Annotated in this window: 28 protein-coding genes; 9 read left to right on the forward strand and 19 right to left on the reverse strand. The window is 37.6% G+C overall.

Translation table 11 applies throughout. The features are described from left to right. Positions 1-3 precede the first annotated feature (3 nt). Positions 4-1,026, reverse strand: coding sequence for a competence type IV pilus assembly protein ComGB (gene comGB, locus KI363_RS00445; RefSeq protein ID WP_212964833.1), 1,023 nt, complete (start codon positions 1,024-1,026; stop codon positions 4-6). Then, positions 983-2,080, reverse strand: coding sequence for a competence type IV pilus ATPase ComGA (gene comGA, locus KI363_RS00450; protein WP_212964835.1), 1,098 nt, complete (start codon positions 2,078-2,080; stop codon positions 983-985). The genes comGB and comGA overlap by 44 nt, the downstream gene beginning before the upstream one ends. A gap of 276 nt (positions 2,081-2,356) precedes the next feature. Here comGA and KI363_RS00455 point away from each other — a divergent pair, with 276 nt between their 5' ends. After that, positions 2,357-2,602 (forward strand): DUF2626 domain-containing protein, encoded by a 246-nt coding sequence (locus KI363_RS00455; protein ID WP_057983290.1) that lies wholly within the window; start codon positions 2,357-2,359, stop codon positions 2,600-2,602. Between the two features lie 68 nt (positions 2,603-2,670). On the opposite strand, the gene KI363_RS00460 is transcribed toward KI363_RS00455, so the two are convergent. Then, positions 2,671-3,291, reverse strand: coding sequence for an MBL fold metallo-hydrolase (locus tag KI363_RS00460; protein WP_212964837.1), 621 nt, complete (start codon positions 3,289-3,291; stop codon positions 2,671-2,673). A 200-nt stretch (positions 3,292-3,491) separates the two neighbouring features. On the opposite strand from KI363_RS00460, the gene KI363_RS00465 reads away from it, so the two are divergent. Then, positions 3,492-3,665: a DUF2759 domain-containing protein gene (locus tag KI363_RS00465; RefSeq protein WP_158322699.1), complete on the forward strand. Its 174-nt coding sequence runs from the start codon at positions 3,492-3,494 to the stop codon at positions 3,663-3,665. Positions 3,666-3,713: 48 nt separating this feature from the next. Here KI363_RS00465 and KI363_RS00470 read toward each other — a convergent pair whose 3' ends face one another. From KI363_RS00470 to rpmG, 8 genes are all read right to left on the reverse strand, one after another. After that, positions 3,714-4,883, reverse strand: a complete 1,170-nt coding sequence (locus tag KI363_RS00470; protein WP_158322697.1) for a YqgU-like beta propeller domain-containing protein — start codon at positions 4,881-4,883, stop codon at positions 3,714-3,716. Positions 4,884-4,957: 74 nt separating this feature from the next. Continuing rightward, positions 4,958-6,826: an LTA synthase family protein gene (locus KI363_RS00475; protein WP_246516638.1), complete on the reverse strand. Its 1,869-nt coding sequence runs from the start codon at positions 6,824-6,826 to the stop codon at positions 4,958-4,960. A 446-nt stretch (positions 6,827-7,272) separates the two neighbouring features. Beyond that, positions 7,273-8,238, reverse strand: coding sequence for an ROK family glucokinase (locus tag KI363_RS00480; protein ID WP_212964848.1), 966 nt, complete (start codon positions 8,236-8,238; stop codon positions 7,273-7,275). Beyond that, on the reverse strand, positions 8,235-8,456 hold the full coding sequence (locus tag KI363_RS00485; RefSeq protein ID WP_158322692.1) for a YqgQ family protein: 222 nt from the start codon (positions 8,454-8,456) through the stop codon (positions 8,235-8,237). The genes KI363_RS00480 and KI363_RS00485 overlap by 4 nt, the downstream gene beginning before the upstream one ends. Positions 8,457-8,868: 412 nt before the next feature. Further along, a complete protein-coding gene (locus KI363_RS00490) occupies positions 8,869-10,029 on the reverse strand; it encodes a rhomboid family intramembrane serine protease (RefSeq protein WP_212964850.1) in 1,161 nt (386 codons plus the stop codon). A 129-nt stretch (positions 10,030-10,158) separates the two neighbouring features. Beyond that, positions 10,159-10,305, reverse strand: coding sequence for a hypothetical protein (locus KI363_RS00495; RefSeq protein WP_191967499.1), 147 nt, complete (start codon positions 10,303-10,305; stop codon positions 10,159-10,161). A 43-nt stretch (positions 10,306-10,348) separates the two neighbouring features. Next, a complete protein-coding gene (locus KI363_RS00500) occupies positions 10,349-10,921 on the reverse strand; it encodes a 5-formyltetrahydrofolate cyclo-ligase (RefSeq protein ID WP_158322689.1) in 573 nt (190 codons plus the stop codon). Between the two features lie 94 nt (positions 10,922-11,015). Beyond that, positions 11,016-11,165, reverse strand: coding sequence for a 50S ribosomal protein L33 (gene rpmG, locus KI363_RS00505; protein ID WP_082881210.1), 150 nt, complete (start codon positions 11,163-11,165; stop codon positions 11,016-11,018). A gap of 227 nt (positions 11,166-11,392) precedes the next feature. On the opposite strand from rpmG, the gene KI363_RS00510 reads away from it, so the two are divergent. Together KI363_RS00510 and KI363_RS00515 are read left to right on the forward strand one after the other, a co-directional pair. After that, entirely contained in the window at positions 11,393-11,770 is a 378-nt protein-coding gene (locus tag KI363_RS00510; protein ID WP_158322687.1) for a hypothetical protein, read from the forward strand. After that, a complete protein-coding gene (locus tag KI363_RS00515; RefSeq protein WP_158322685.1) occupies positions 11,763-12,227 on the forward strand; it encodes an endolytic transglycosylase MltG in 465 nt (154 codons plus the stop codon). Before KI363_RS00510 ends, KI363_RS00515 begins: the two co-directional genes overlap by 8 nt. 58 nt (positions 12,228-12,285) lie before the next feature. On the opposite strand, the gene KI363_RS00520 is transcribed toward KI363_RS00515, so the two are convergent. The 3 genes from KI363_RS00520 to sodA form a co-directional block, all read right to left on the reverse strand. Beyond that, positions 12,286-14,337, reverse strand: coding sequence for a peptidoglycan D,D-transpeptidase FtsI family protein (locus tag KI363_RS00520; protein ID WP_246516640.1), 2,052 nt, complete (start codon positions 14,335-14,337; stop codon positions 12,286-12,288). A gap of 102 nt (positions 14,338-14,439) precedes the next feature. Continuing rightward, a complete protein-coding gene (locus KI363_RS00525) occupies positions 14,440-15,651 on the reverse strand; it encodes an MFS transporter (protein WP_158322682.1) in 1,212 nt (403 codons plus the stop codon). Between the two features lie 362 nt (positions 15,652-16,013). Then, complete coding sequence (gene sodA / locus KI363_RS00530) at positions 16,014-16,622, reverse strand: superoxide dismutase SodA (RefSeq protein WP_158322680.1); 609 nt, start codon at positions 16,620-16,622, stop codon at positions 16,014-16,016. Between the two features lie 144 nt (positions 16,623-16,766). Here sodA and KI363_RS00535 point away from each other — a divergent pair, with 144 nt between their 5' ends. From KI363_RS00535 to KI363_RS00550, 4 genes are all read left to right on the forward strand, one after another. Further along, positions 16,767-17,318, forward strand: a complete 552-nt coding sequence (locus KI363_RS00535; RefSeq protein ID WP_158322678.1) for a DUF1189 family protein — start codon at positions 16,767-16,769, stop codon at positions 17,316-17,318. A gap of 59 nt (positions 17,319-17,377) precedes the next feature. Then, complete coding sequence (gene yqfZ, locus KI363_RS00540) at positions 17,378-17,713, forward strand: protein YqfZ (protein WP_158322676.1); 336 nt, start codon at positions 17,378-17,380, stop codon at positions 17,711-17,713. A gap of 115 nt (positions 17,714-17,828) precedes the next feature. Next, complete coding sequence (gene ispG, locus KI363_RS00545) at positions 17,829-18,965, forward strand: flavodoxin-dependent (E)-4-hydroxy-3-methylbut-2-enyl-diphosphate synthase (RefSeq protein WP_158322674.1); 1,137 nt, start codon at positions 17,829-17,831, stop codon at positions 18,963-18,965. Between the two features lie 271 nt (positions 18,966-19,236). Then, positions 19,237-19,833: a 5' nucleotidase, NT5C type gene (locus KI363_RS00550; protein ID WP_212964852.1), complete on the forward strand. Its 597-nt coding sequence runs from the start codon at positions 19,237-19,239 to the stop codon at positions 19,831-19,833. A 58-nt stretch (positions 19,834-19,891) separates the two neighbouring features. Here the strand turns inward: KI363_RS00550 and KI363_RS00555 are convergent, their stop codons facing one another. The 3 genes from KI363_RS00555 to KI363_RS00565 are packed head-to-tail and all read right to left on the reverse strand — an operon-like array spanning position 19,892 to position 21,944. Further along, positions 19,892-20,302 carry a Fur family transcriptional regulator gene (locus KI363_RS00555; protein ID WP_158322900.1) on the reverse strand — a complete coding sequence of 137 codons (411 nt, stop codon included), beginning with the start codon at positions 20,300-20,302 and terminating at the stop codon, positions 19,892-19,894. Then, positions 20,299-21,165: a metal ABC transporter permease gene (locus tag KI363_RS00560; RefSeq protein ID WP_212964854.1), complete on the reverse strand. Its 867-nt coding sequence runs from the start codon at positions 21,163-21,165 to the stop codon at positions 20,299-20,301. Before KI363_RS00560 ends, KI363_RS00555 begins: the two co-directional genes overlap by 4 nt. Continuing rightward, entirely contained in the window at positions 21,162-21,944 is a 783-nt protein-coding gene (locus KI363_RS00565; protein ID WP_158322894.1) for a metal ABC transporter ATP-binding protein, read from the reverse strand. The genes KI363_RS00560 and KI363_RS00565 overlap by 4 nt, the downstream gene beginning before the upstream one ends. Positions 21,945-22,158: 214 nt before the next feature. Between KI363_RS00565 and KI363_RS00570 the strand changes: the two genes are divergently transcribed. Beyond that, positions 22,159-22,413, forward strand: a complete 255-nt coding sequence (locus tag KI363_RS00570; RefSeq protein ID WP_212964856.1) for a DUF2624 domain-containing protein — start codon at positions 22,159-22,161, stop codon at positions 22,411-22,413. Between the two features lie 252 nt (positions 22,414-22,665). On the opposite strand, the gene KI363_RS00575 is transcribed toward KI363_RS00570, so the two are convergent. Both KI363_RS00575 and KI363_RS00580 read right to left on the reverse strand, forming a co-directional pair. Beyond that, positions 22,666-23,559, reverse strand: coding sequence for a deoxyribonuclease IV (locus tag KI363_RS00575; RefSeq protein ID WP_212964858.1), 894 nt, complete (start codon positions 23,557-23,559; stop codon positions 22,666-22,668). 11 nt (positions 23,560-23,570) lie between these two features. After that, positions 23,571-24,881 (reverse strand): DEAD/DEAH box helicase, encoded by a 1,311-nt coding sequence (locus KI363_RS00580; protein WP_212964860.1) that lies wholly within the window; start codon positions 24,879-24,881, stop codon positions 23,571-23,573. Positions 24,882-24,931 lie beyond the last annotated feature (50 nt).

The following is a 24,931-nucleotide window of genomic DNA, read 5'->3' on the forward strand; positions in this document are numbered from 1 at the left end:
CCATTAAATAGAATCCATCATTTGAAACATTGGAAAAAAAATCGACATATAAATCACTGCAACCATTAGTCCGATCAAGATAAATATCAATGGTTGAATAATCGACATAAAGCGCAACATTTTCTCTTCTAATATCTCTGTACAAATTTGGCTATAATAAAGTAATTCACTGCCCAATCGATTATTTCTTTCCCCATGGGCAACAATGATGACCATTTCATTCGCAATAAAATCCAGCTTAGAAAGCGCATTAGGAAAAGAGCTTCCTAAAATCAGTTCCTTTTTCAAATATTCTCCAACCTCTTGCATAAGCGGGCGAAAGTTTTGGGTTTCCATCATCTTGATAATTTCATTTAAGGAATGCCCACTTTGGAATAGTAAGCTCCATTCTCTTGCAAGAAAAATTGTTTGGTATAGTTTGTAGAAAGATTGGTAAAAAGGAATGGAAGATTGGAGTGCCGCTATTTCAATGGCTGTTCTTTTGTGAAAATATCTTTTCATACATAAAAAGATTAGAAAACAAAAACAAATAGAAATAACGAAATATATGGGGATATGGTCAACCAGATGAAGGATGATTTGTGTAATCCCATTTGGTTGAAAGCCAATTGTACGATAGAGAAGTTGAAACTGTGGTAATAGTACGGTTTTTAAAATAAATGTTACAAACAACAAAGCAAAGATTAATAAACATGGATATTGAATTAACTTCAATAATTTTTTCTGTTGCTGTTCTTTTTTCAGTAAATACCTCCCGCTCTCCTGAAAAGATTTTGCAAGAAATCCGTGTCTTTCCGCAAAATAAATCGTTGCACATGCTTGATTATCAAAACCATGCTGGTTGAAAACCTCGTGGATGGCATTGCCTTCTTGTAAATCTTTCATCATGGATGCAAAAAGTGAGCGCTGTTTCTCTTGAATATTCATAAAGAATTGAAAGACTTCTGCAAAGGTATAGCCATTTTCCAGCATATCACTCGCTCTAATAAAAAATTGTCCTTGATCTTTTATCGATATTTTTTTCATCGATAATCCACTTTTCATATTCCTCATCTGAAATATAGCCAAGCGCAACCCCTTTCGCAATAAGTTTTGGTAAAGATAATGGCGGAGAGAAAAGCTCTCCTCCTTTTAATTCTTTCATGGCCGCTTGTAAGGATCGACTGTGTAAAAGTTCATAAACCCCTGTTCTCTTCGATACTTGGGAACGAATGCAATATTTAGAACACGCAAATCCACAGAAAGGACATCTTAACTTTACTAATCTTTGGGACGTAACAGCGAGTAAAGTCTGCTCTAAATCATGATGTTTTACACCAAATTCTATTAAGCGATACAAAGCCCCCTTTGCATCTCGCGTATGCATAGTCGAAAGAACTAAGTGACCTGTCATAGCCGCTCGTATGGCAATAAACGCTGTTTCCGCATCACGAATTTCTCCTATTAAAATCACATCAGGGTCATGTCTTAAAACGGCCTTCAAGCCATTATGAAAACTCATCCCTGCTTTTTCATTCACTTGAACTTGAACAAAATGATCATTTTGTTGCTCAACAGGATCTTCCAATGAAATAACCCGCCGATTCAATTGTTTAGAACAATAATCAGCTAACGAAAACATGGACGTGGATTTCCCACTCCCAGTCGGTCCAGTGAATAAAATTAAACCATGTGCTTGTGTCATAAAATTTTGCAAGATCTGGATACTTTTTGGAAATAGGGATAATTTTTGATGAGAAAGGGTTTTTTTATGATGAAGGATGCGGATAACAATACTTTCTTTTGCCTTTGCGGTAGGTAAAGTGGAAATTCTCAATGAAGTCAAAATTCCGGAGAAATAAGCTTGTAGTGAACCACTTTGCGGCTTTCTTTTTTCGCCGATATCCATGGAAGCTAAAAATTTTAAATGAGAAATGAATCTTTCTCCCATTTGAATCGGTATTTTTTTATACGATGTCAAGATACCATGGATCCGAAATTGCACCAAATAATCCTTTGAACGAGGCAGAACATGAATATCTGTAGCCTGATAATACAAAGCTTGTGATAACAAGGAGTCTGCAATTTTCTCAATGCTCATTTTTCAATAAAACACCACCTTCCATACCTTTCTCTAACTAACAGATTCGACACGTTTCCTTTTTTTCCTGCATAAATTCGAAAAAATTTTTTAAAAAATAAAATCCAATCGACAAAGGATGATCTCGACCTTTCTAAGGTATACTATCTTTAAGTCGGAAGATGAAGAATCTCACCTATTTGACACAAAGTTACCCAGCTCATATATTTACATTTCAGTCGATCTTCCTATATAATAAGGTATTGATGGATGAACGCTAAAAAGGAGGGAATACATATGGATCGCATGTATAGAGTATTAGGTTTTTGGACCGGTATATTTGCCATTATGCTGTATCTTGGTGATATGGAAAAAACGGCATTATTATTCTTGGGACAAACTGGATTTTTTGTTCTTCTTAGTTACTTAAAATTATCTGAACGTATGTATATGTATGTATTCGCCGCATATTTAACCGTATTTATGTGCGGATTTACATACTATACCTTATTCCTAATGCCTCCTGGTGGTGGATTAGGGTAACCTAAAAAAGACTGCAATCTATATAAGAATGCAGTCTTTTTTATGATAATGGAAAATTTCTTTATGCACTAAAGAAAGGGATTTTCCCTTTTTTCATCCCGAATGGTTGTGGTTGGTCCATGACCAGGGAATACTTTCGTTTCCTCCGGCATTGTTAACAATTTGTTTTGAATACTTAACAGTAATTGACTATGACTCCCCCCTGGTAAATCCGTTCTACCTATACCTCCAGCAAATAAAGTATCCCCTGCGACAACGGCTTGAACCTCTTTTATATAATAAGAAAGACTTCCTGGCGAATGACCAGGTGTATGGAATAGCTCAAAGGAGAATGCGCCTATCTTCAATTCCCCTTCCTCTGTAATAAGATGTTCTGCTGGCTGTGCAGTGATGTCTTCCCCGAAACGACCCGAACCGTTCAAAGATGGATTAGATAACCATTCTCCCTCTAATTCGTGAAGGTAGACGGGGAGTTTCCACTGTCGTTTAACGTGATCAACAGCTCCGATGTGATCAAAGTGTGCATGGGTTAAAAGTATGGCCAATGGTTTGAGCTGTTGTTCTTCTAAATAATGATTTAATTCTTCACCTTGACTACCAGGATCAAATATAATGCATTCTTTATTGTCATTTACAAGAAGATAGCAATTTGTTTGTAATGGCCCTAGTGGGATCTGGATCCATTTCAATATTCTTCGCCCCTTTATTTTTTGGATATATATACTGAATGAGTTTGTTCATCCACGTATATACTATTCATAACATAGCTTTCAAAGAAGTGTCACTTTTATCGCTCGACAAATCCACAAAAAAGCTATAAAATAGATGTGAGTATGAGTAGTCAATACATAAAAAATGGAATGGTCCTACAGAAAGGAGTTTCTTATACATGGGTACAGCTATTATCTTTTTGTTAGTTGCATTATTAGCCGTTTTCGCAGTCATTAGTGCCTTGAAAAACAAGAATATCCTTGGATTTTTATTCGGTTTTGGAACTTTAGTTGTTTTTGGTTTTTTCGCGATTGCAACCCTTATCCATCTTCCTGATTCTTTACCTAAGTAAAATGAATAAGAGCAATAAAAAGGTGCAGGATTGATGTCCTGCACCTTTTTATTTTACTGTTATTATTTTTTTACTCTCTTCTTTTTCTGCTAAAGGGGATAGTACCAGCCTATCTCCCGTTTCTAAGTTGATTACTTCTTCCAGTTGGTAGCCGTATAAACATAACTTCCCATTAGGCGAGCAAGAAATTGGCTTATTTTCCATGTGATCAAACATTACTTCTGCATTTTGCTTTTGGAGGTCGTATGCAATAAGTTGAAAGCCTTCAGCATACGTATCGGCACTTCCATGATGTTTTGGTACAAACGTGAGAAATACCTTTTCCGTCTCGAGATAATCATAGTAAGGTATTAACCAATCTGAATACTGCGTTAAGTTAGGTACCTGAATAGAAGGAACCATTTCCTCTAACGACGAGTCATAAAACTGGTACTCCATTTGTTCAGAATCCACACCAGCAACATCGATTGCCATCAGCACATTTGAAAAAACATCAAATCGATACAGATGATCGATAAGAGTTTCTTTTTCCTTTGGATTGGTTAGAGATTGTTTAACAAGGGGAGCGAAAACGTTTGGCTTCTCTGGATCCCATTCTTGTACTAGAATATGGTCTTCTCCAAACCACTTGATAAAGGGTTCCATTCCTTCCCTTTTCTGAATAGAATGATCACCAATATCAAATTGTAAACTTTCATAAGACCAATCTTCGAAAAATGCTGTCATCATCACCAAATCGGAGTTTTCTTCATTCCATTCTGCAGCAATCTCATATGAATCAACGGATGTGGAAAATTTAACATTTCCTACTAAATCGATGAAATAAAGCTTTGCAGAATGTGAATTTTGTGAAGTATGTATAAGAAGTAGCTCTTTGTCGTAATGAATTAAACAATCGTTGAAAGGAGATTGAGAAGTAAAAATCACTTTCGATTTTCCCTCATAAAGCTGATAAGTTGCTAATTGATAAGTACCTTTGTGCACAAATGAATATATAATCGTTTGATCATCAATCCAACCATATATTTTTTCAAATTCGTCACCAGCGTCTAATTGAAGTGGAGTGGGATTTGGTCTTTCACCCTCATTTTCTCCAGCTTTAGGAGGAAGGTCTTTTTCAACTTCTGGAGAAACAAAATCACTCTGCAACAAAGTACAGCCCGTTAATACCATAAATATAAGTAACATCATGAATATCAAAAAAAGTCTTTTCCGCACTTCCACTCCCCCTCCTTCTTTCTAAAAAACTCCCACAACACCAGTTGGGGAGTTGAAAATTATATCCGATTCTATTAATAGTCATCTTCATAAAATCGTAATAAATCACCATTAATAATACTATCGGAGTAACCCAAATCTTTGCTTGCCTTTTCTTTGTATGGTTCACAGAAAGTCTCTTCAACAGGTTCTTCCGTTTCTTTGGAATAACAAGTATTTCTCGTATATACGTATTCACTTGTAATAAAGCTACCATCCCTAAATACAATAAAATCGCGATGGTCAGGTGACAATAGATCACTCCCAAAAGCAATATCATTTTTTGAATGAATCCCCATTAAATGAAGGAGTGTCGGTTTTAAGTCAATTTGGCCGCCTATTTTCGAGATGGTTTTTCCTTTTCCTTGATCTGTAACGCCTGGGATATGAATATACAATGGAACTTGTTGCAACTGGGCACTCACATATGGCGTTACCTCTTTTCCTAAATACTGTTCCATTGCTTCATTATGATTTTCCGAAATCCCATAATGATCCCCGTACATCACAATAATGGAATTTTCATATAAACCTTCTTCTTTGAGTTGCTGAAAAAAGTGACGTAAGGCTTCATCCATGTAACGAACAGTTTGGAAATAACGATTCAATGTTCCACTTTTCGAATCGTATTCATCAATAAATTTGTCTTCTTCATCCAATTTAAATGGATGGTGATTCGTTAAGGTAATCATTTTCGTATAAAATGGTTGTTCCATTGTACTCATTAGATCGACAGATTGCTCAAAGAATGGGATATCCTTCATGCCCCAACCAACAGAATTATCCGGCGTAATGTCATAATCCTGTGCTGAATAAAAGTAATCATATCCGATCGACTCATACATAATATCACGATTCCAAAAACTTTTATTATTCGCATGCATCGTTGATGTGTAATATCCTTTGTCACCGAGTTTACCTGCCAATGAATTCAATTTATTACCGGAATGGGTGAAAAATACGGCTCCACGTCCTAAAGGATACAGAGAGTTTTCTAACAAAAATTCCGAATCAGATGTTTTCCCTTGCCCGGTTTGGTGGTAAAACTGATCAAAATAATAACTATCTTCCATTAGTTCATTTAAAAATGGAGTAACCATTTCACCGTTCATCTCTTGATTAATCACAAAGTTTTGTAGTGATTCTAGTGAAATAACAATCAAATTACGATCTTCCGCAATCCCAAACATCTCAGGATCTGGTTTCACATATTTCGCATTCACATGGTTTTCGATATCCACTAATTGACTTCCATCTGCCATTGCTCTTTGTGCAGAAGATTTTGATTGTAAAAAGATGTCATATAAATGATAGTTATATGTTCCTAAATTTTTCACTAACATTTCTCTATCAAAAGTTCTTGTAAGAAGCTGTGGACGTTCTGCTTCTGCAAGGCCGATATTGAGAAATAATACCGCTGCTGAAATAAGAAAATAGGCACGACGACTTGATTTTTTTACAGGGGTAAATTCTGCATATTTTCGGTAATAGCGAGTAAGATAATAGACAATCGCGACATCTAAAAAGTAAAGAAAATCGTACCAATGGATTTCGGTTGCAGCACTATCACCCAAATCAGCAAAATTATTCGTTTGGAACAAAACCGGTAAAGTTAGGAAATCCGTAAAGAAACGATAAAAAGCAACATTCGCATATAAAATAAAGCTAAGAATAAGACTTGTTAACACAATATAACGTGATTTACCTTTTTCCGTTTTAAAAAATAGCGAGAGACCGAATATGAATAACAAAAAGCTAATCGGATTAATCAATAAAATAATCTCTTGCATGAAGTTTTCAATCGTAATGGAAAAACTTGTTTTATAAACAATATATGTTTTGATCCAGAGCAAAAAGGCAGCTATTACTGGAAGCAATATATTGGCCTTTTTCAACTTACTCACTTTCGTTAACCTCCCTAAAGATTCCAACTCTTGTTTTCCGAATATTGGAAACTTCCACATCTTTCACTATTATCATTGTTTTACTGTGAATAAAGCAATCATAGAAGACACAAAATTAGTTTCGTCCCTTCTTTGTCAATACAACACCTTATTAAAAAGCATCATAAATCTACTTACTCCTATATAGACGTTTTTAATGCTAAAAAGTTTCACCTAAAATCTCATTTTCCTCATTATTCATATTTTAGACATATATAGAGCAACATGACGTCGCAGATTGAACCGTAGTTCGATCCTTAGTTAGTATATTTTACTTTATATATACACATGTTTATAGCAAACAGGAAGGGCGAGAATGTATTCATCTCGCCCTTTATACAATCTTCATATATTTAATCTTTTTGTTACAATAGTCATTTATTAGTTGATCAATAGTTTATAACCTATCAAATTTTGTTTGCAGCTAACCACCCTGCGCCAACAATACCGGCATCGTTTCCAAGTTGTGCTAGAACAATATCAGTTGACTGAGCGACCGGTTTAAATGCATAGCGAACAAATGCCTGCTTAATTTCATTAATTAGGAAATCCCCTGCTTTTGAGACACCGCCACCAACGACAATCCTTTCCGGATTAAAGACACTACCGATATTTGCAAGTGCTAGCCCTAAATGATCCGCTAATTCCTCAACTGTTTCCTTAGCTAAAGCATCTCCTGCTTTTGCAGCGTCAAATATGTCTTTTGCAGAGATATCGCTATTTGCTTGTAGCTTCTCTTTTAGAACAGATTCTCCTTCGTATATAGCTAAATGATCTTTTGCGGTTCGGACGATTCCTGTGGCGGATGCGACTGTTTCTAGACAACCCGTTTTGCCACAATTGCACATATAGCCATTTCTTGGTACAGATGTAATATGGCCGATTTCACCAGCAGCCCCATTCGCACCGTGAATAATGTCCCCTTTGACAATCACACCGCCACCAACGCCTGTGCCAAGTGTAATACAAATTAAATCCTTTGCACCAGCTCCTGCTCCCTTCCACATTTCACCAAGAGCAGCGGCATTCGCATCATTTTCGATCACAACGGGAACATTTAAGGCTGTTTGCATAAGGTCACGGAGCGGAAAATTGTCTTTCCAGCCAATATTGACAGCCCCATCCAGAATTCCCTTTTCTATATCAACAGGGCCGGGGGCACCAACACCTGCTGCCTTTAAAGCTTCATAAGGAATTTGCAGCTCAGCTAATTTTTCTGAAATTGCCTTTTTTACATCAGTAAAGATCCCTTTTCCACCATCTGTTTTATCGGTAGGGATTTCCCATTTTGTGAGGATGTCCCCTTCCTTTGAAATAAACGCTAACTTAATTGTGGTACCACCGATATCAATTCCTGCTAAAATCTCGTTCATTTTAATCCCCTACTTTTCATTCTTTTCTTTTTTTCTTGAACCCTTTCGTTTCTTATCACCAATAAGGCGTCATGCATCTCCTCCTTGGTAATAAGACCCGACAAATATAGTTCCTTTATTTCTGTTTCCATCATTTCCATATCAAGCATTCGGTCACCCATATAAAGAAAATGACCAAATCTCTTTAACAATTGTTGAACATCATAAAATGTTTTCATTCTTCATCCCATCATTATAGTGTTCAAAAAGGAGGATAAAAAGGACCCGTCGGCTAAGGGCGCTGACGTCCTGTCAGCAACGCCGACACTAGCACATCCTGTGCGTCGGAAGTTCGAGGCGGTACAGCTTCGAGCACAAGGGAAGCTTCTCTGAATCCGCATCGCACGCCGGAAAAGCGATTTTCTTTTCCAAGGAGCGGACTTGTACAGGATGTACTGACTTCCGTGTTGCCCACAGGACGTGGGCGCTTTTAACGGAAGATCTTTATCACCTGATACATGAGCACAAGGAAAGCTTCCCCGAATCCGCATCGCACGCCGGAAAAGTGGTTTTCTTTTCCAAGCAGCGTAGAAGCAAGCCAACGAAGAAATTCGAAGTGTCATTTTTACCGGACTTTTTGAACGTCCTCTATTAATAAATAACATGATAGCCGTAGTATAACATGAAACTGGTCAAGAGCCCTAGTATTATCATGAAAGTTATCTGGTTTTTCACTTTTTTATTGTTCGGAAGGTGAACAAGACCAGCTGCAAAAAATCCTCCGACTAGCCCACCAATATGTCCATGATAATCAATTCCCGGTACAATGAAACCAAATATTAAATTGAGACCAATTAAAAACAGGACATTTTTGCCAATCGTGCGAAAGAATAATTGCGGAAAAGCAAAACCAACATAAAGCAAAGCCCCGAAGCAACCGAAAATCGCGCCACTTGCGCCAGCAGCTAAGTTTTGATTTAATACAAAACTAAAAAGCGTTCCCATAAAACCGGAAAATAAGTAAATCCAGATAAAGCGAACTCTGCCAAAAATCCGCTCAACGGCTGTTCCTAAATAATAAAGAGCAAGTGTATTCATCAGCAAATGCAGAACACCAATATGAAGAAAAATCGGCGTGATCAAGCGCCACCACTCCCCCTGAATAATAAGAGGAGAAAATTTAGCTCCGTAGTGAATCAAAGTCTCGGGGTTGGTACTCCCGCCATGCAGTTCTAAAAAAATAAACATCAGCACCTGTATCATAATCAATATATATGTAAATAAAGGAGAAGATGCAGAAAAAAATTGTTGATCCGCTTTCTCCTGTTGAGATGCCTTATTCAGAACGGCTTGTGCTAAAAGAAGTACATTTGCCTCTTGATAGTTGTCTATTAACCGCACGTCTGGCTTCTTTCCGATAAAACCTGCTAATTTGCTTGTTGAAACATCAAGGTCTTCTCTAGTCATAAATAAGGTTGATACCTTTGTTTTTCCATTTGTTTCTTGATCGTGGAGTAACTCACCAACCGGTGGATATTCCGTTATATATAGATTTACTATATTTAATTTTCTAGTAAATAAATGTTTCCTAAGCCTCTCTCCTTGCTCTGCAGCCTGCTGTTGATCACGATGGAAGCGGTTAGACCAAGCCATATTCGAAAGAACGAGCCGAATAATGCGAGCTGAATGATTTTGGCTATTTTCGAACCACATTTCTGTATGATTTTTATTGATCCGCATCAAACGATAGTCACATTCATTCATAAAGAAATAGGCCAATTGCCAAAACAAAAAATGCTCTCGTCCAGTCAAACCGTTTTCCCTTCTTTCATCTAACCTTAGATACTTTTTCTTAACTTTTACTATATCAGAAATAAAAAGAAGTGAACAATTTTTAAAAATAAAGCCAGCCATACAAGGCCAGCACAAAAATGTTTTGCTTTAACTAGACAATTTCATCCAAAGATTCATCGCTAGATTTCTAAAATAACGGTTATATCTGATCGTATGGATAATCTTTTCTCGAAATCGAATGATAATCGCAGCAAGTATAAAGACAGCACAAAAGCGAAATAACGCATTCATCATGATAATCCCTCCTCAGGCATTATCATGCGATGAAACCTCGTTTTTATTCTTTATTTACACAATCGATCAGCGCACTTTCCGTGACAATTTTTTGCACGGGCAGATCATATGGCTCAGTTGGTATTTTTTCTTTTATTTGATTGGTAAAGGCCAGGGCTATCGTATAACCTTGATAATCACTTAGAAAGCGGTCATAAAAGCCTCCTCCAAAACCAAGACGATCACCTTTCATTGTAAATATCAGCCCGGGCACAATTAATAAATCGATCTCTGATTTCGGAAAAAGTCTTGTTTCTTTTGTAATCGGTTCATATAGATTAGAGTATCCCTTTTCCATTTGTAAAAAGGTTTTGATTTGATAAAACGACATTTCCTTTTGAATAGGGCTACTCTTGGGAATCGTGACTACTTTCCCCTGTCTCCAAGCCATACGAATAATCGACCATGTGTCAATTTCAGGAAAGCGTGATACCGTGATACCTATCGTTTGCGCATTTTTCCATTCCGTTGTTTGATATAATCGTTCGCCAATTTGAAAGGATCGTTGCGCATACTGCAAGGAATCTAACTCCCGTAAGTCCTGCATCATTTTCCTTCTTAATATTTTTTTCTCCATACATTATCACCTATTAGCATGAATCTTCCATCCTTCGATAAAAAAACGCCAGGATCACTGGATATCCAATGGTTCTGACGTTTTTTACCAACAATTATTTTGTTTCCCTGTGCAAAGTAACACGTTTTTCTCTGGGACAATATTTTTTCAACTCAAGACGGTCAGGGTTATTACGCTTGTTTTTTGTTGAAATATAATTACGCTCACTGCATTCTGTGCAAGCTAATGTGATATTAACGCGCATGTCTTTCCCTCCAAACTAAGTACATTCTCACTGTCCATACGACTTTTATATAATAGCACTAAAACCTGAGAAATTCCAGTTTCATTTTAGCAAAGTTTTGATTTTTATGGGGCAGTAGCTCTTTTTTCGAGCTAATTTTGTTCAAGATTAAGGGAGGTGAATTTAAGAAATGGAGGATTTTGTCGATATATGGTATAAATAGAACAAAGAATTAGTTGAGGTGAATTATGCATACCTTGGTCATTATTTTACTTTCTCTATCTATCCTACTCTTCCTCATCTCGCTGTTTCAGCCTGATCGAACAAAGGCATTGGAAAAAGAGCTGGAACAATTATCGATGAAGCTTTTACAAGAAAATTATTTACTTAAAAAAAGGGTGAAGGTATTAGAAGAAGAATTGCTAACGCCAGATTTCCAAGAATCTTTCTCTATGAAGGAACCCAGCAATAAACCGAATGAAATATTGAAAAACCAAGTGATTGCCCTGTACCATCAAGGACTAAACCTTGGGCAAATTTCGAAGCAATCCTCTCTACCGATCAACAAGGTTCAGCAGATTATTTCAACCTATGAGTCAAGCTTAGGAGGAGATCAGCGTGGATAAAAGAGGAACGAGAGGAATAGCCATCGGCCTCCTCCTATCAGCGATCTGTTTATTCGGTTTCCAATATTTTAATCCTGAAACAAATGAGCGAGCAAAACCTAGTAATCCATCGAACAAGACGGACCACAATTCAGCTGAGCTTGAAAGGTTACAAAATGATGTGGAGGATTGGCAAACAAAATATGAAGAACTAGAAAAAAAGCAAATGAGCGAAGGGAAAAAAGAACAACCTGAAACATCCAAAGAGCAACCAACAAGTTTTGAATTAACCATTAAAGAAGGTATGTCTTCTAAGGAAATCAGCGACCAATTAGAAGCAGCGGGAATCGTAAACGACTCTGAGGATTTCAATGATTTTTTAGAAGCAAAAGAATTGCAAACCAAAATTCGCACTGGTACCTATAAAATGGATAAGAATATGTCCTATCAGGAAATTTCAGATATCCTGACGAAGTAAAAATAGGCGTTAACACAGAAGAAGCCTGTCACCACAAAAGTGGATGGCAGGCTTCCTTTTATTTCTCTCTTTCCTTTTGTAGATCGAAATAGGCTTTCATTACACGTTTTCCGATATCAGAATTAATTTTATTCTCAGGGCCACCATCCAAATAGGCGGAAGGAACAATAATCGACATCGCAATTTCTGGGTTTTCATATGGAGCATAAGCGACTAAGGATAAATTCCATACACCTTGACCCTGGTCAAATGTTTCCGCAGTCCCGGTTTTAGCAGCAATGCGAAGGTTTTTATACTCTCCTGATCCTAGCGCTGTTCCGGTTCCTCCACTGGAATGGACAACCCTCCAAAAACCTTCTTGCACACTTTTAATTTCATTATCTGTTGCATCGATGCGGTTTAAAACTTTAGGTTGAATCTCTTGGGCAATTGGCCCAAGTTTTTCATCCTCATTCCCTGGTTCTCGGATTTCTTTGACAATATGTGGTTGCATTCGATAGCCACCATTGGCAATCGTTGACACATATTGAGCAAGCTGCAAATTAGTAAAAGTATCAAATTGCCCAATAGCGAAGTCAAGAGCTTTACCCGCTTCATTATTTTTGGGATCTCCCTTATACCCTGGCATTTCTCCCGGCAAATCAATGCCGGTCATGGCACCGAGTCCAAATTGGCTAAAATAATAGCGCATCTTTTCAAAAGCCTTATACTTATCAATACCAAGGTAATCACCACGTTGATATTGATATCCACCAATAAGCATTGCCGTTTTAAACATATATACGTTCGATGATTTCATTAAGGCCGTTTTTTCATCCATAGATTGATTACAACAACCATTATTAAACCAAGAACTCTTTCTTGTCCCATCTTTAAAAACTATTGGTTCATCATATATCCATTTACCCGGGGAATTAACACCTGTCATAAATCCTGTTAACACCGTTGCACCTTTCACCGCAGATCCCGGTACATAAGCCGTTGTGAAATTACCGGAAGCAAAGTCGCGAAATACATATTTCTTTTCATCTTCATCATATACATATTGCTTCCCAGACAGGGCCAGTATCTCACCTGTGTAAGGATCCATTAAGGTAACAAATGCCCGATCTAATAAATGGGTTCCGTATTTTGCTTTTGTTTTTCTTAATTCTTCTTCAATAATTTGATCGACCTTTTGCTGTAATTCCATATCCGTTGTGAGTACAAGGTCTTTGCCACGTGCTCCTTCTGAGACAAGTTCTGTTTCCAAGATTTGTCCGGATTTGGTCACGTTTTTGACTTTTTCTTTTTGTCCTTGTAAGACATCTTCATACTGTAATTCCAAATAACTTTTGCCAACCCGATCACTCCGGCTATAGCCATGAGCTTCATAGTAATCTAATTGTTCTGCGGGTAGGCCGTTGTTAACATTTCCTAAAATCGTACGTAATGTATCCTCAAATGGATAGGTTCTTTCCCAATCCATCGTTGTGTCTACTCCAGGAAGCGAGTTTAAGTTTTCACTTACGCGCGCAAATTCCTCAAGCGAAACATCCTTATTTTTGACAATTTGCCGATCAAGCGCATACCCCTTCGTAAATTCCCGATAAATGGCCAATACTTCCAAATCATCATCGGAAAGCATCTCCAAATCTTTTTCTGTCACTCGTTCCCTTTGTAATTTGGCTGCTTCGTCTTCCTTTAAATCTCCCCATTCTTTCTCCGACAACTTCGCCTTTGCCTCATCAGGATGAAGTAAGATCCAAAAATCAATCTTATCTCTTTCCGTAATTTTATCGGTTTTTTGCTCAATTAATTTAGCTAATTTCTGTGCCGTTTTTAGTGTTTCTTCTTGGTCAAACTTTTTCGGAGCTGTGTATGTAATGGCTCTTTCTGCTTGATTCTCAACCACTGGCCGATGATCCCGATCATAGATTAAGCCTCTTGGTACACTTGTTTTAACCGTTACATCTTCTGTTCGATCTAGCTCTCGTTTGGCATCTTCTCCATGAACAATTTGGACATACCCTAGACGAAATATTAACGCAGCAAAGAGAATAAAGACAGCAAAGAACAATAAATTAATCCGAAGTGGAATATGTGTCTTTTTCTTCTTATTCTTTCCCAACTGATCCAACCCTTCCCCTTATAATTTCTCCCTTTATTGTAAAAGAAAAATGCAAGAGAAGCCAGCTTTAAATGATTCAAAGTCTTTTTTGAACATCCTCTTTTAGTTTAATTCCAGTTTCTGTAAAAGCAAGGCGGCCAAGGTATGACCAATTCCAAATATTAACAGCAAAGCTGGAATGGCAGTCGTCGGATTGATCAAGTTTATCGCAATGATAAAGAGGATAATCGAGATGACTCTTCCTGAATTTAAAAATAATTCTTTGACAACGACATATTCAATTCGCATTTCTGCAGCATCCCGACTTTTTCCGATCACATCATAAGTGATAGAAGAATAAGGAACAAGCATTAATGGATAAGCGATTCCGATGACCACTCCATAAATAAGTAATCGAATATAAGTGGGATCGTTAAAGATTAAAAAAATTGCGGCATATAAGATCACACCACCAACCATCATCACTTTCTTTCTTTTGTCCTTTTTTATAAATTTTGTCGCAATCGAATACATAATAAAAGCGGTCCCAGCGTGAATCATCCCGTAAGTGCCTAAAGCTAATTCATTCTTCGTTGCAATAAAGAGATAGACCGATATGACAAATACGAAAGTACCTTCTCGAATGCCTTGCAATAAATGAGCATTTGTAATAAGTTTCCAGTTCTTATTTCGTTTCCTTTCCTGAAACACTTTGACAAATAAATACTGACCAGAAGAAGGTCGTCGCTGCAGGAAAAAACTTGTCACCACTGCCGCCGAAAATAACACTAGGGAAATCGCAAATATAATGGTGTAACCTGTATTCGATGTAAAGCGAGTAATAATAAAACCAGCCGTAATCGGGCCAATGATTCCTCCTGAAGAAGATAAGGCCCCCATAAAGCCATTAAAGAAATCTCTCGTTTCCGGCTCTGTAATTTCAAATGTTAATACATTAAATGCTAACCAATAGAAGCCATAGCCAATCCCCAGTAGGCCGCCTAAAACGACTAAATAATCATCCGCTTTTTCTCCAAAAAATAAAACAGCGATAAAAAATAACGCTAAGAAAATCACGCCAATCCGTAATACAATCACTCGATCGATCTTTTTCGCCAATCTTCCAGCTAACAAAAAAGTGATGGGTTGCATGACAACAACTGCAAGATTATATATCGCCAAATCCAGATAACTTCCTGATTGCTTCCACAAATAAACATTCACAAAAGTATTGGACAGCGCGATACTAAGTGAATATAAGCCACCTACAACTAATAACAGAATTAAGTCTTTGGTTATGTCCATTCCGTTATAAAGGTTTTTGAGTTTCAACATAGAAGAACTCCCCTTTTCTTCTTCTTAGCTTTGGTGAAGAAAAGAGAATTATACTTTAAAAATTAGAGAACTTTTTCTTCTTTTCAGATGCAATTACAATAAAAAGCTGCCGAGATCAACTCGACAGCTTTTTACGTAACGAAATTATTTATCCCGCATTAACTGGCAGTAAGATTCCTTCTTCGTCAATTTAAGTTTAGTAAGAATTGTCAGTGAAGGATCAACTGCCAGTAAATGCCCGATTCGTTCAGGCCTGCAGGACGCAGGTCACAAAGGCGTTGCAACAGGATGTTGCGAATTTAGCCTTTGATCCTTCCTTTTCGGCGGGAATTGATAAAGCCCCCACCGATTGAAGTTTCACTTTATTTTGCCGCATCATATTGTTTTTGAACAGCATCCCAATTGACAACATTCCAGAATGCGCTCATATACTCGGGGCGACGATTTTGATATTTTAGATAGTAGGCATGCTCCCATACATCAAGGCCCAAGAGTGGTTTTTTACCTTCCATTAGTGGATTGTCTTGATTAGGTGTGCTCGTAATTTCAAGTTCACCATTATTGACTACAAGCCAAGCCCAACCAGAACCAAAACGGCCAGCACCAGCTGCTTGGAAGTCTTCTTTGAATTTATCGAAGCTGCCAAATTTGCTATTTATCGCTTCAGCTAAAGAGCCTGTTGGTTCTCCACCACCATCAGGAGACATTAGTGTCCAGAACAATGAATGGTTTGCATGACCACCACCATTATTTCTCACAGCTGTACGAATGGATTCAGGAACTGAATCAAGATCTGAAATTAAATCTTCAACAGATTTGCTTGCTAAATCCTCATGCCCTTCAAGTGCTTTATTCAAATTCGTCACATATGTGTTATGGTGCTTCGTATGGTGAATGTTCATTGTTTCCTTATCAATATGCGGCTCCAATGCATCATATCCATAAGGTAATTGCGGTAATTCGTATCCCATTCATAATTCCTCCCTATGTAATATTTTGAATCATATTGTGATTCAAGGTTTCCAATTTAAGGTTATCAAAACCGGAAACCGGATTCAATTAATTTGCTCATAATTTTTTCACAATCCTTTTTCTTGAATACTGCAGCAATCCCGATGATAATATCTTTAGTAATGAAAGAAAAAGAAATGAGCGTGACTTTAATGAGAAAAATATCCATTTATAGCTTATTTTATAAATCCATTTATTCCTTCAAGGATTTAGCAAAATTTCGTTTTCTCGATATTGGGAAAACAATCAAATATGTTTTTGTACTAGCCATTATTTATTTTTTGCCTGCCATTATTAAACTATTACTAATTGATCGAGATTTTTCTCATTTGACTACGAATTTTGATAAGGGGAGTTTAGTGATCATCATCCCTATCTACCTTATTTTTACCTACGTTCTCTATTCTGGTCTACTCTTTATAAAAATATCTTTTTTAGCATGGATTGCTAGTTTGCTGGCAAAGGGGGTAAAACGGACGTTACCTTATCGAAATGCTTGGCGATTGACGGCTTTTAGTATAACCCTGCCAACAATCCTATTCGGCTTATTCCCATTATTTAGGATTGATATTCCGTTTGGGATTTTGTATGATCTTGCCGTTTCTTTGATTTATATCACGTTAGCGATATTCAAAATGCCTCGGCCAAAAAAATAATCATAACCTTACCCTTTCTATCATAAAGTGAATTAAGATGATAGAAAGGGTTTTGCGCAATGAAAAAAATAATCGCTTTATTCACTAGTCTTGTTATTTTATATAGTGTCTATCATGACTTAACGGTCGGGGTACTGCCCGCTCTGTCTGCCAACTCCACAGAACAAGAAGAGTCATCTGGTCCTATCAAAGAAGAAAATGATTTGTTTACGAAAAAAATAAAGCCAGGGGATACCGTTCTCTCGATATTAGAAGCACATCAGCAAGGCCCCCTGCCTGTAGCTATCGAGCAAATTGTGGCCGATTTCGAACGTTTGAACAATGGCGTAAAGCCTGAACAAATTCAAATGGGAGAAACCTATAAATTTCCGATCTATCTTAAAGAAACAGATTAAATCAGCGAAGAATGTTGTCAAATAGACTAAAAGATTGCTACAATGGAGTGGTAAGAGTTTTTACAGTTGTAAATAGGTTTATTTATTTTTCTGATGTAAAAGGAGAGAAGAACCCTTGGGTGAAATTATACATCGTACGAAAACACGCCCCGTCAAAGTTGGAAATTTAACAATCGGTGGCGCTGACCAAGTCATTATTCAAAGTATGACCACAACCAAAACACATGATGTTGAGGCAACTGTACGCGAAATTAATCGTTTGGAAGAAGCCGGCTGCCAAATTGTGCGTGTCGCTTGCCCGGACGAACGAGCAGCAAATGCCATTTCTGAAATCAAAAAGAGAATTAATATTCCACTTGTTGTGGATATTCATTTTGATTATCGCCTTGCCCTGAAAGCCATTGAAGGTGGGGCTGATAAAATCCGGATCAATCCTGGGAATATCGGGAAACGGGAAAGAGTTGAGGCTGTTGTTAAAGCCGCTAAAGAAAAAGGGATCCCAATCCGCATCGGTGTCAATGCGGGAAGTCTTGAAAGAAATATTTTAAAAAAATATGGATATCCCACTGCTGATGGGATGGTTGAAAGTGCCCTTCACCATATTAAAATATTAGAAGATCTTGATTTTCATGATATTATCGTTTCCATGAAAGCCTCTGATGTGAATTTAGCGATTGAGGCCTATGAAAAAGCAGCGCAAGCCTTTGACTATCCTTTACATCTTGGTATTACCGAGAGTGGAACCTTATTTGCAGGAACAGTCAAAAGTGCAGCTGGTCTTGGAGCCATTCTAAGTAAGGGAATCGGAAACACATTAAGAGTCTCCCTAAGTGCTGATCCAGTTGAAGAAGTAAAAGTAGCGAGAGAATTATTAAAATCTTTCGGCCTGATTGCGAATGCTGCCACATTAGTTTCTTGTCCAACTTGCGGTAGAATCGAAATCGACCTTATCAAAATCGCGAATGAGGTCGAGGAGTATTTACAAACCATTAAGGCTCCTATCAAGGTCTCTGTATTAGGTTGTGCTGTCAATGGTCCTGGTGAGGCGAAAGAAGCTGATATCGGCATTGCCGGCGCACGTGGCGAGGGACTGCTCTTTAAAAAAGGGAAGACCGTAAGAAAAGTACCTGAAGCTACAATGGTCGATGAATTGAAAAAAGAAATTGATAAAATGGCCGAAGAATATTATAAGAAACAAGAAGAAGAAAATCAAAAAAACACAGCTGATCTTGAGGTGAAAGAGGGTGTCTAAAGACAGCCTCTTTCTTAACACAAGAACAAAAGCGCAAGCGCCCGTTTAGCGACGTACAAACTTTTTAGGGGCCTGACGAGATAAAGGAAACACGATGAACCCGAAGGGTGAATCGATGTTGACTTATCGTAGGAAGGCACCGAAAGTTTGCTAGTCGCTGGGCGCTGGAGCTGGATGTCAAACCGTAACGTAAACAGTTATCCACTAGTCGAGAATTTTATAATTTCCTAGACCACAAGGAATATCACTTGGATAAATGGAAGGAGATTTCATGAAGAAAAGATTTGGTATAGATATAGATGGAACCGTTACATGTCCAACATCACTCATTCCTCATATTAATAATGCGTTTCAATTAAATATTACATTGGATGATCTTACAGAATATGAACTTACGGATTGTTTGCCTTTACCGAAAGAAGCTGTTTATGAATGGTATATAAAAACAGAAGCAGATATATGTGCTCAGTCCCCCCTTGCGGATGGGGCAAAATCTGTTTTAACCGATTGGTTTCAAGCACATGAGTTATATTTTATTAGTGCTCGCCGTCATCAAGTGATGGACGTAACAAAGTCATGGTTTCTTGAGCAGGAAATTGATTTTCATCATATTGAATTGATTGGCTCTCATGATAAAGTGAGCACAGCGAAAAAATACCATGTGGACTTATTTTTCGAAGATAAGCACGATAATGCGGTCGCGATCTCGGAGGAGCTCGATATCCCTGTTATCTTATTTGACACACCGTATAATCGCAAACCCATACCCGAAAAAGTAATTCGTGTACAGAATTGGCAAGAAGCGAAAAACTGGGTTGATCAATGGCTTGCTTTGAATAATGAAAGTAATATCATTCCATCGCTTTAACATCGCAAAAAGGTTTAGCTTCAGTTAAAAACTTGAGCTAAACCTTTTTGTATGTTTATCACACACATTTCGGGCATTTACCATAGATCTCAAATTTATGGTCAGCGACTTCAAATCCATTTAAATCTTCTGTGACAAAATCCATCGGACAAGCTTCAATGGCTTTGGTTCTACCGCATTTCATACAAATAAAATGATGATGGTGATCATGCGTAGCACAAGTGTAGCGAAAATGCTTTTCACCACTCAATTCTGTTGCTTCAAGAATTCCTAGTTGATGAAACAAAGACAGATTGCGATAGATCGTATCAAAGCTGAGCTGCGGAAAATCTTCCTGCATCTCAGATAATACCTCTCTTGCTGTTAAATATTTATTATGATCCGCAAAAATGTTCAGCATATGCTCCCGTTTGTCCGTTATTTTATAGCCTTTATTTTTCAACATGTCAATCGCTTCGGTCACATTCATGCCCTCTCACCTCTTACATTCCATAATACACCTTTTGTACGCAGACGTTTTAACAGAATGGTGATAAGTAAAATAAAAATAGATAAAACAACAATCGTTCCACCAGGTGCCAGATCCAAATAATAGGCACTGATTAAACCTCCGATAACAGAAATTTCCCCGAATAGAATGGATAGCCAAATCGTTTGCTTAAATCCCCTCGCAATCCGCATGCTTGCCGCAACCGGAAGGGTCATTAGAGCCGAAACAAGTAAGATTCCCACGATCCGCATCGAAGCCGCAATCACCAGGGCTGTCATCAACATAAAGAGAAAATGGAGAAATTTCGCTGGTATCCCCGCTACTTTCGCATGTTCTTCATCAAAGGATAATAAAAACCATTCTTTATACAAAAGTATAATGATTATTCCTACGAAAATGGCAATCCCTAAAATAAGGTATAAATCCATCCTTGAAACAGCACTAACACTCCCAAATAAATAACTAAATAAATCGGTATTAAATCCATCCGCTAGTGAAATAAAAATCACACTAACGCCGATTCCGCCAGACATAATAATGGGAATGGCTAGTTCCTGATAATGCTTATAAACGAGGCGCAGTCGCTCAATCAAAAGCGAGCCGATGACGGAAAAACCAATCCCAAAATAAAGAGGATTCATTCCAGCAAAAGGAAGGAATGTTTTGCTGAAAAATAAGCTTGTTGCAATTCCCGCTAGTGTCACATGGCTTAATGCATCCGCGATTAAGGATAATCTTCTCACCACAATAAATGTTCCTAATAACGGGGCAATGAAACCAATTAACAAACCCGTTATAAAGGTATTACGCAAAAACTCATATTGAAAGATCGCCTCGATCATACTTTTGCACCTTCTTGCTCATGAGAATGATCGTGGAATAATACATGCACATCATGATTGTAAATAGCGGACAAATCATCCGAATTGAACTTTTCAAACTCTCCTACATCCCCATGAAAATGCAACGTTTTATTTAAACAAGCAACATGGGTTACTTTATCCGTCATCGTCCCAATATCATGGGTGACTAAGATTAAGGTGATCCCTTGTTCTTGATTTAATTTAACTAACATATCATAGAAGGAACGAACATTTCTCTCGTCAACGCCGACTGTTGGTTCATCCAGTATAAGAACATCCGGTTTTGACACTAAGGCTCTAGCAATAAAAACGCGTTGTTGCTGTCCACCTGATAACTCACCTATATTTCGTCGAATAAATTTCTCCATACCAACAGCTTCAATCGTTTCTAGAATCAATTTTCTGTGGCGATCTTTTAAAACGCGAAATAAACCGAGTTTCCCTGTTAATCCACTTGCAACAACTTCAAACACAGTGGCAGGAAATCCGCTATTAAAGGAATTGGCTTTTTGGGAAACAAAGCCAATTCGATTCCAGTCTTTAAATTTCTCTACCGGCTCATGAAAAAGCGATATTTCTCCTGCTTGCGGCTTGATTAGCCCAAGGATTAATTTTAATAAAGTCGATTTTCCCGATCCATTTGGCCCCACTAATCCTAGAAAAGCCCCTTTTTGAACAGATAGATTAATTTGATCTAATACCCATTCACGTTCATAACGAAAGCTTACGTTTTTTATATCAATCACTGACTCAGTCATCTTTTACATCCTTTTCTCAATAAGAATCATTCCGATTTACCATACGAAGTATACCATAATTTTATTCTATTTGTAAACAAAGTTTCTTCTAAGCTAACATATTAGAATTCTTCCAAGACAAAAAAATACGAAATTATTTTTAACAGATTTACGTTTTGGTAAACAGGCACATTTGTCGTGATAAAACATACATAATTTATGGGGAGTGATGAACTTGAAAATGATAAAAAATATGGTTAATTTTAAGGTGAATATGATTACGAGTGAAGAATTACTAAAATATGCAAAACAATTTAATTTTGAGGTGTCAAAAGATGAGGCAGAAAAGATTGCCACTTATTTAAGGGGGAAAAACTTAGATATTTTCGATGATCGAATTCGCTCACAAATTATTCGCGAGGTTGCCAAAATTTCAGGCCCAAAAACAGCAAAAGAATTAAATAAATTATTTATTCAATTTACAAAGTAAGGAACAAAAGCGCAAGCGCCTGTTCAGCGATGTACAAATTTAAAGACTTCTGACGAGATAAAGGAAACACGGCGACGAAGGAGCCGATGTTGACTTATCGTAGGAAGAAGGCGTAAATTTGCTAGTCGCTAGGCGCTGGAGCTGGATGTCAACCGCGACATAAACAACGTATACACAAGCTAGAATTTTATAGTTTCCTAAAGCATAAAAATAAGGTATGTCCCTACTGATTCCAGAGACATACCCTCTTTTTTAATCTGCCATGATTTCTTCTAACAATCGCTCATTAAATTCTCCACTTTTGATCATGCTAATTTCATGTTTATAAGGCGCCTTTTTATTTTTCTTATCTGTCCCTACATAAGGTGTTTCTAAAATTTTAGGGATCTCCTTAAGTTGTGGATGCGTAATAACATAATGGAGGGCATCAAAACCAATATGACCGAAGCCGATATTTTCATGCCGGTCTTTTCGTGCACCACACTCATTTTTACTATCATTAATGTGCAATACTTTGATACGGTCAATTCCAATAACGCGATCAAATTCTTCCAATACTCCATCAAAATCATCGACAATATCATACCCCGCATCATGAGTATGGCAAGTATCAAAGCAAACCGAAAGTTTATCATTTAAGCGCACGCCATCGAAAATTCTCGCCAATTCATCGAAAGAACGACCACACTCAGAACCTTTTCCAGCCATTGTTTCAAGCGCAATTTGGACATTCTGATCAGCTGTTAATACTTCATTCAGTCCTTCAATGATCTTCTGAATTCCTTTCTCTGCCCCTTCTCCCACATGGGCGCCCGGGTGTAAAACAATTTGTTTGGCTCCAATTGCTTCAGTTCTGTCAATTTCAGAACGGAGAAAATTGACACCTAATTCAAATGTTTCCGGTTTTATGCTATTACCAATATTAATAATATAAGGTGCGTGAACAATGATTTCTTCTATTCCATGCTCCTTCATATGGGCTTGTCCCGCTTCGATGTTTAATTCTTCAATCTTTTTTCTTCTTGTATTTTGTGGAGCCCCGGTATAAATCATAAAGGTGTTGGCTCCATAAGAAACGGCTTCTTCACTTGAAGCAAGTAACATTTTCTTCCCACTCATTGATACATGTGATCCAATTTTCAACATACCCACTCCCCTTATTTCTTTCGTTGTTTCACTTTTTTCTCTCGTCTCATAATCTGTTCTCTTTGTTTCTGCATTTTCTTTTTATAACCAGGTTTTATTTGTTTAGGTTTTCTAACAAGTTGCGTGGCTTTTTTCTCTTCCTCTGATGCTGTCTTCAGACGTTTTTTCCTCCGATTTCGATCCGGAGTTTCTACCCAGCTACCTTGTTCAAAATCTAAATAGGAAAATGAAATTCCCATTTTTTCTAATTTTACTAACGCATCTTCATCACTTGGCTGATAAAGGGTAACCGCAATTCCTTTATTACCCGCTCTTGCGGTTCTTCCAGCCCGATGGATGTAAAAATCGAGGTCCTTCGGCAACTCATAATTAATAATATGACTGACACCTTGAATATCGATTCCTCTTGCTGCTAAATCTGTTGCAACAATGTATTGAAAATCAAGCTGGCGGATCTGCTTCATCATCCTTTTACGTTCACGGGGACTAATATCACCATGGAGTCGGCCTACCTTCAATCCTCTCTCGATAAGTTGGTCAGCTACAATATCAGCCATCTGTTTTGTATTCACAAACACAATGGCCAAATATGGATTATATGATTGCAGCATGTCATGGATCAGTTCTACCTTTTCCCGACTTTTAAGTGGGACTAAAATATGTTCAATGTTTTCGGCCGTTATATTTTCAGGATTCACTTGTTCAAATTTCGGATTTTCCATATATTTCTTTAAAAAAGGTTTTATTTTTTCAGGAATGGTGGCCGAGAACACAAGCATTTGCAAATCTTCTGGCATTCTGGCAGCAACTTGATCTACATCGTGTAGGAAACCCATATCAAGCATAAGATCAGCTTCATCCACTACGAGCATGTTTGCTTTATGAACATAAAGAGCATTTTCTCTAATCAAATCGTGAATTCGCCCCGGCGTCCCCACAATAATATGCGGCTGCTCCTTTAATCTTCCTACATCCCTTTGTTTATCTGTACCACCAATAAAACGCTTGGCGGTAATAGACTCTGTTTCATCATATTGCAAAATATTTAAAATCTCTTGATATATTTGATCAGCTAATTCTCTAGTTGGTACCGTAATAACAGCTTGAACATGTTTTTGCTCCGGTTTGATCGAATGTACAATAGGCAAGAGATAAGCATGTGTTTTCCCTGTACCTGTTTGGGACTGACCAATGGCGCTATGTCCCTGTAAAATGAGAGGAATCATTTTTTGCTGGATTTCGGTAGGTTGGCGAAATCCGATTTTCTCAATGGCGCGTATAATAAATGGTTGCAAATGAAATTGCTTAAAGTCATGGTTCATTTTTTCACTTCCTAATAAGGATCATCTCAAAGAGATAATTATAAACGATT

Source organism: Lederbergia ruris (assembly GCF_018332955.1).
Classification (GTDB): Bacteria; Bacillota; Bacilli; order Bacillales; family Bacillaceae_C; genus Lederbergia; species Lederbergia ruris.

What these genes read in the sequence shown, in the direction of transcription:
- yqfZ (WP_158322676.1), top strand. Translation starts at nt 17,378, where the DNA reads ATGAAAAAAATAATCGCTTTATTCACTAGTCTTGTTATTTTATATAGT.
- KI363_RS00555 (WP_158322900.1), bottom strand. Translation starts at nt 20,302, where the DNA reads ATGAATGTGACCGAAGCGATTGACATGTTGAAAAATAAAGGCTATAAA.
- KI363_RS00560 (WP_212964854.1), bottom strand. Translation starts at nt 21,165, where the DNA reads ATGATCGAGGCGATCTTTCAATATGAGTTTTTGCGTAATACCTTTATA.
- KI363_RS00480 (WP_212964848.1), bottom strand. Translation starts at nt 8,238, where the DNA reads ATGAACGAGATTTTAGCAGGAATTGATATCGGTGGTACCACAATTAAG.
- comGA (WP_212964835.1), bottom strand. Translation starts at nt 2,080, where the DNA reads ATGAGCATTGAGAAAATTGCAGACTCCTTGTTATCACAAGCTTTGTAT.
- KI363_RS00495 (WP_191967499.1), bottom strand. Translation starts at nt 10,305, where the DNA reads ATGATGAATGCGTTATTTCGCTTTTGTGCTGTCTTTATACTTGCTGCG.
- KI363_RS00535 (WP_158322678.1), top strand. Translation starts at nt 16,767, where the DNA reads ATGATAATATCTTTAGTAATGAAAGAAAAAGAAATGAGCGTGACTTTA.
- sodA (WP_158322680.1), bottom strand. Translation starts at nt 16,622, where the DNA reads ATGGGATACGAATTACCGCAATTACCTTATGGATATGATGCATTGGAG.
- KI363_RS00510 (WP_158322687.1), top strand. Translation starts at nt 11,393, where the DNA reads ATGCATACCTTGGTCATTATTTTACTTTCTCTATCTATCCTACTCTTC.
- KI363_RS00465 (WP_158322699.1), top strand. Translation starts at nt 3,492, where the DNA reads ATGGGTACAGCTATTATCTTTTTGTTAGTTGCATTATTAGCCGTTTTC.
- KI363_RS00485 (WP_158322692.1), bottom strand. Translation starts at nt 8,456, where the DNA reads ATGAAAACATTTTATGATGTTCAACAATTGTTAAAGAGATTTGGTCAT.
- KI363_RS00550 (WP_212964852.1), top strand. Translation starts at nt 19,237, where the DNA reads ATGAAGAAAAGATTTGGTATAGATATAGATGGAACCGTTACATGTCCA.
- KI363_RS00580 (WP_212964860.1), bottom strand. Translation starts at nt 24,881, where the DNA reads ATGAACCATGACTTTAAGCAATTTCATTTGCAACCATTTATTATACGC.
- KI363_RS00525 (WP_158322682.1), bottom strand. Translation starts at nt 15,651, where the DNA reads ATGTTGAAACTCAAAAACCTTTATAACGGAATGGACATAACCAAAGAC.
- KI363_RS00565 (WP_158322894.1), bottom strand. Translation starts at nt 21,944, where the DNA reads ATGACTGAGTCAGTGATTGATATAAAAAACGTAAGCTTTCGTTATGAA.
- KI363_RS00575 (WP_212964858.1), bottom strand. Translation starts at nt 23,559, where the DNA reads ATGTTGAAAATTGGATCACATGTATCAATGAGTGGGAAGAAAATGTTA.
- KI363_RS00455 (WP_057983290.1), top strand. Translation starts at nt 2,357, where the DNA reads ATGGATCGCATGTATAGAGTATTAGGTTTTTGGACCGGTATATTTGCC.
- comGB (WP_212964833.1), bottom strand. Translation starts at nt 1,026, where the DNA reads ATGAAAAAAATATCGATAAAAGATCAAGGACAATTTTTTATTAGAGCG.
- rpmG (WP_082881210.1), bottom strand. Translation starts at nt 11,165, where the DNA reads ATGCGCGTTAATATCACATTAGCTTGCACAGAATGCAGTGAGCGTAAT.
- KI363_RS00500 (WP_158322689.1), bottom strand. Translation starts at nt 10,921, where the DNA reads ATGGAGAAAAAAATATTAAGAAGGAAAATGATGCAGGACTTACGGGAG.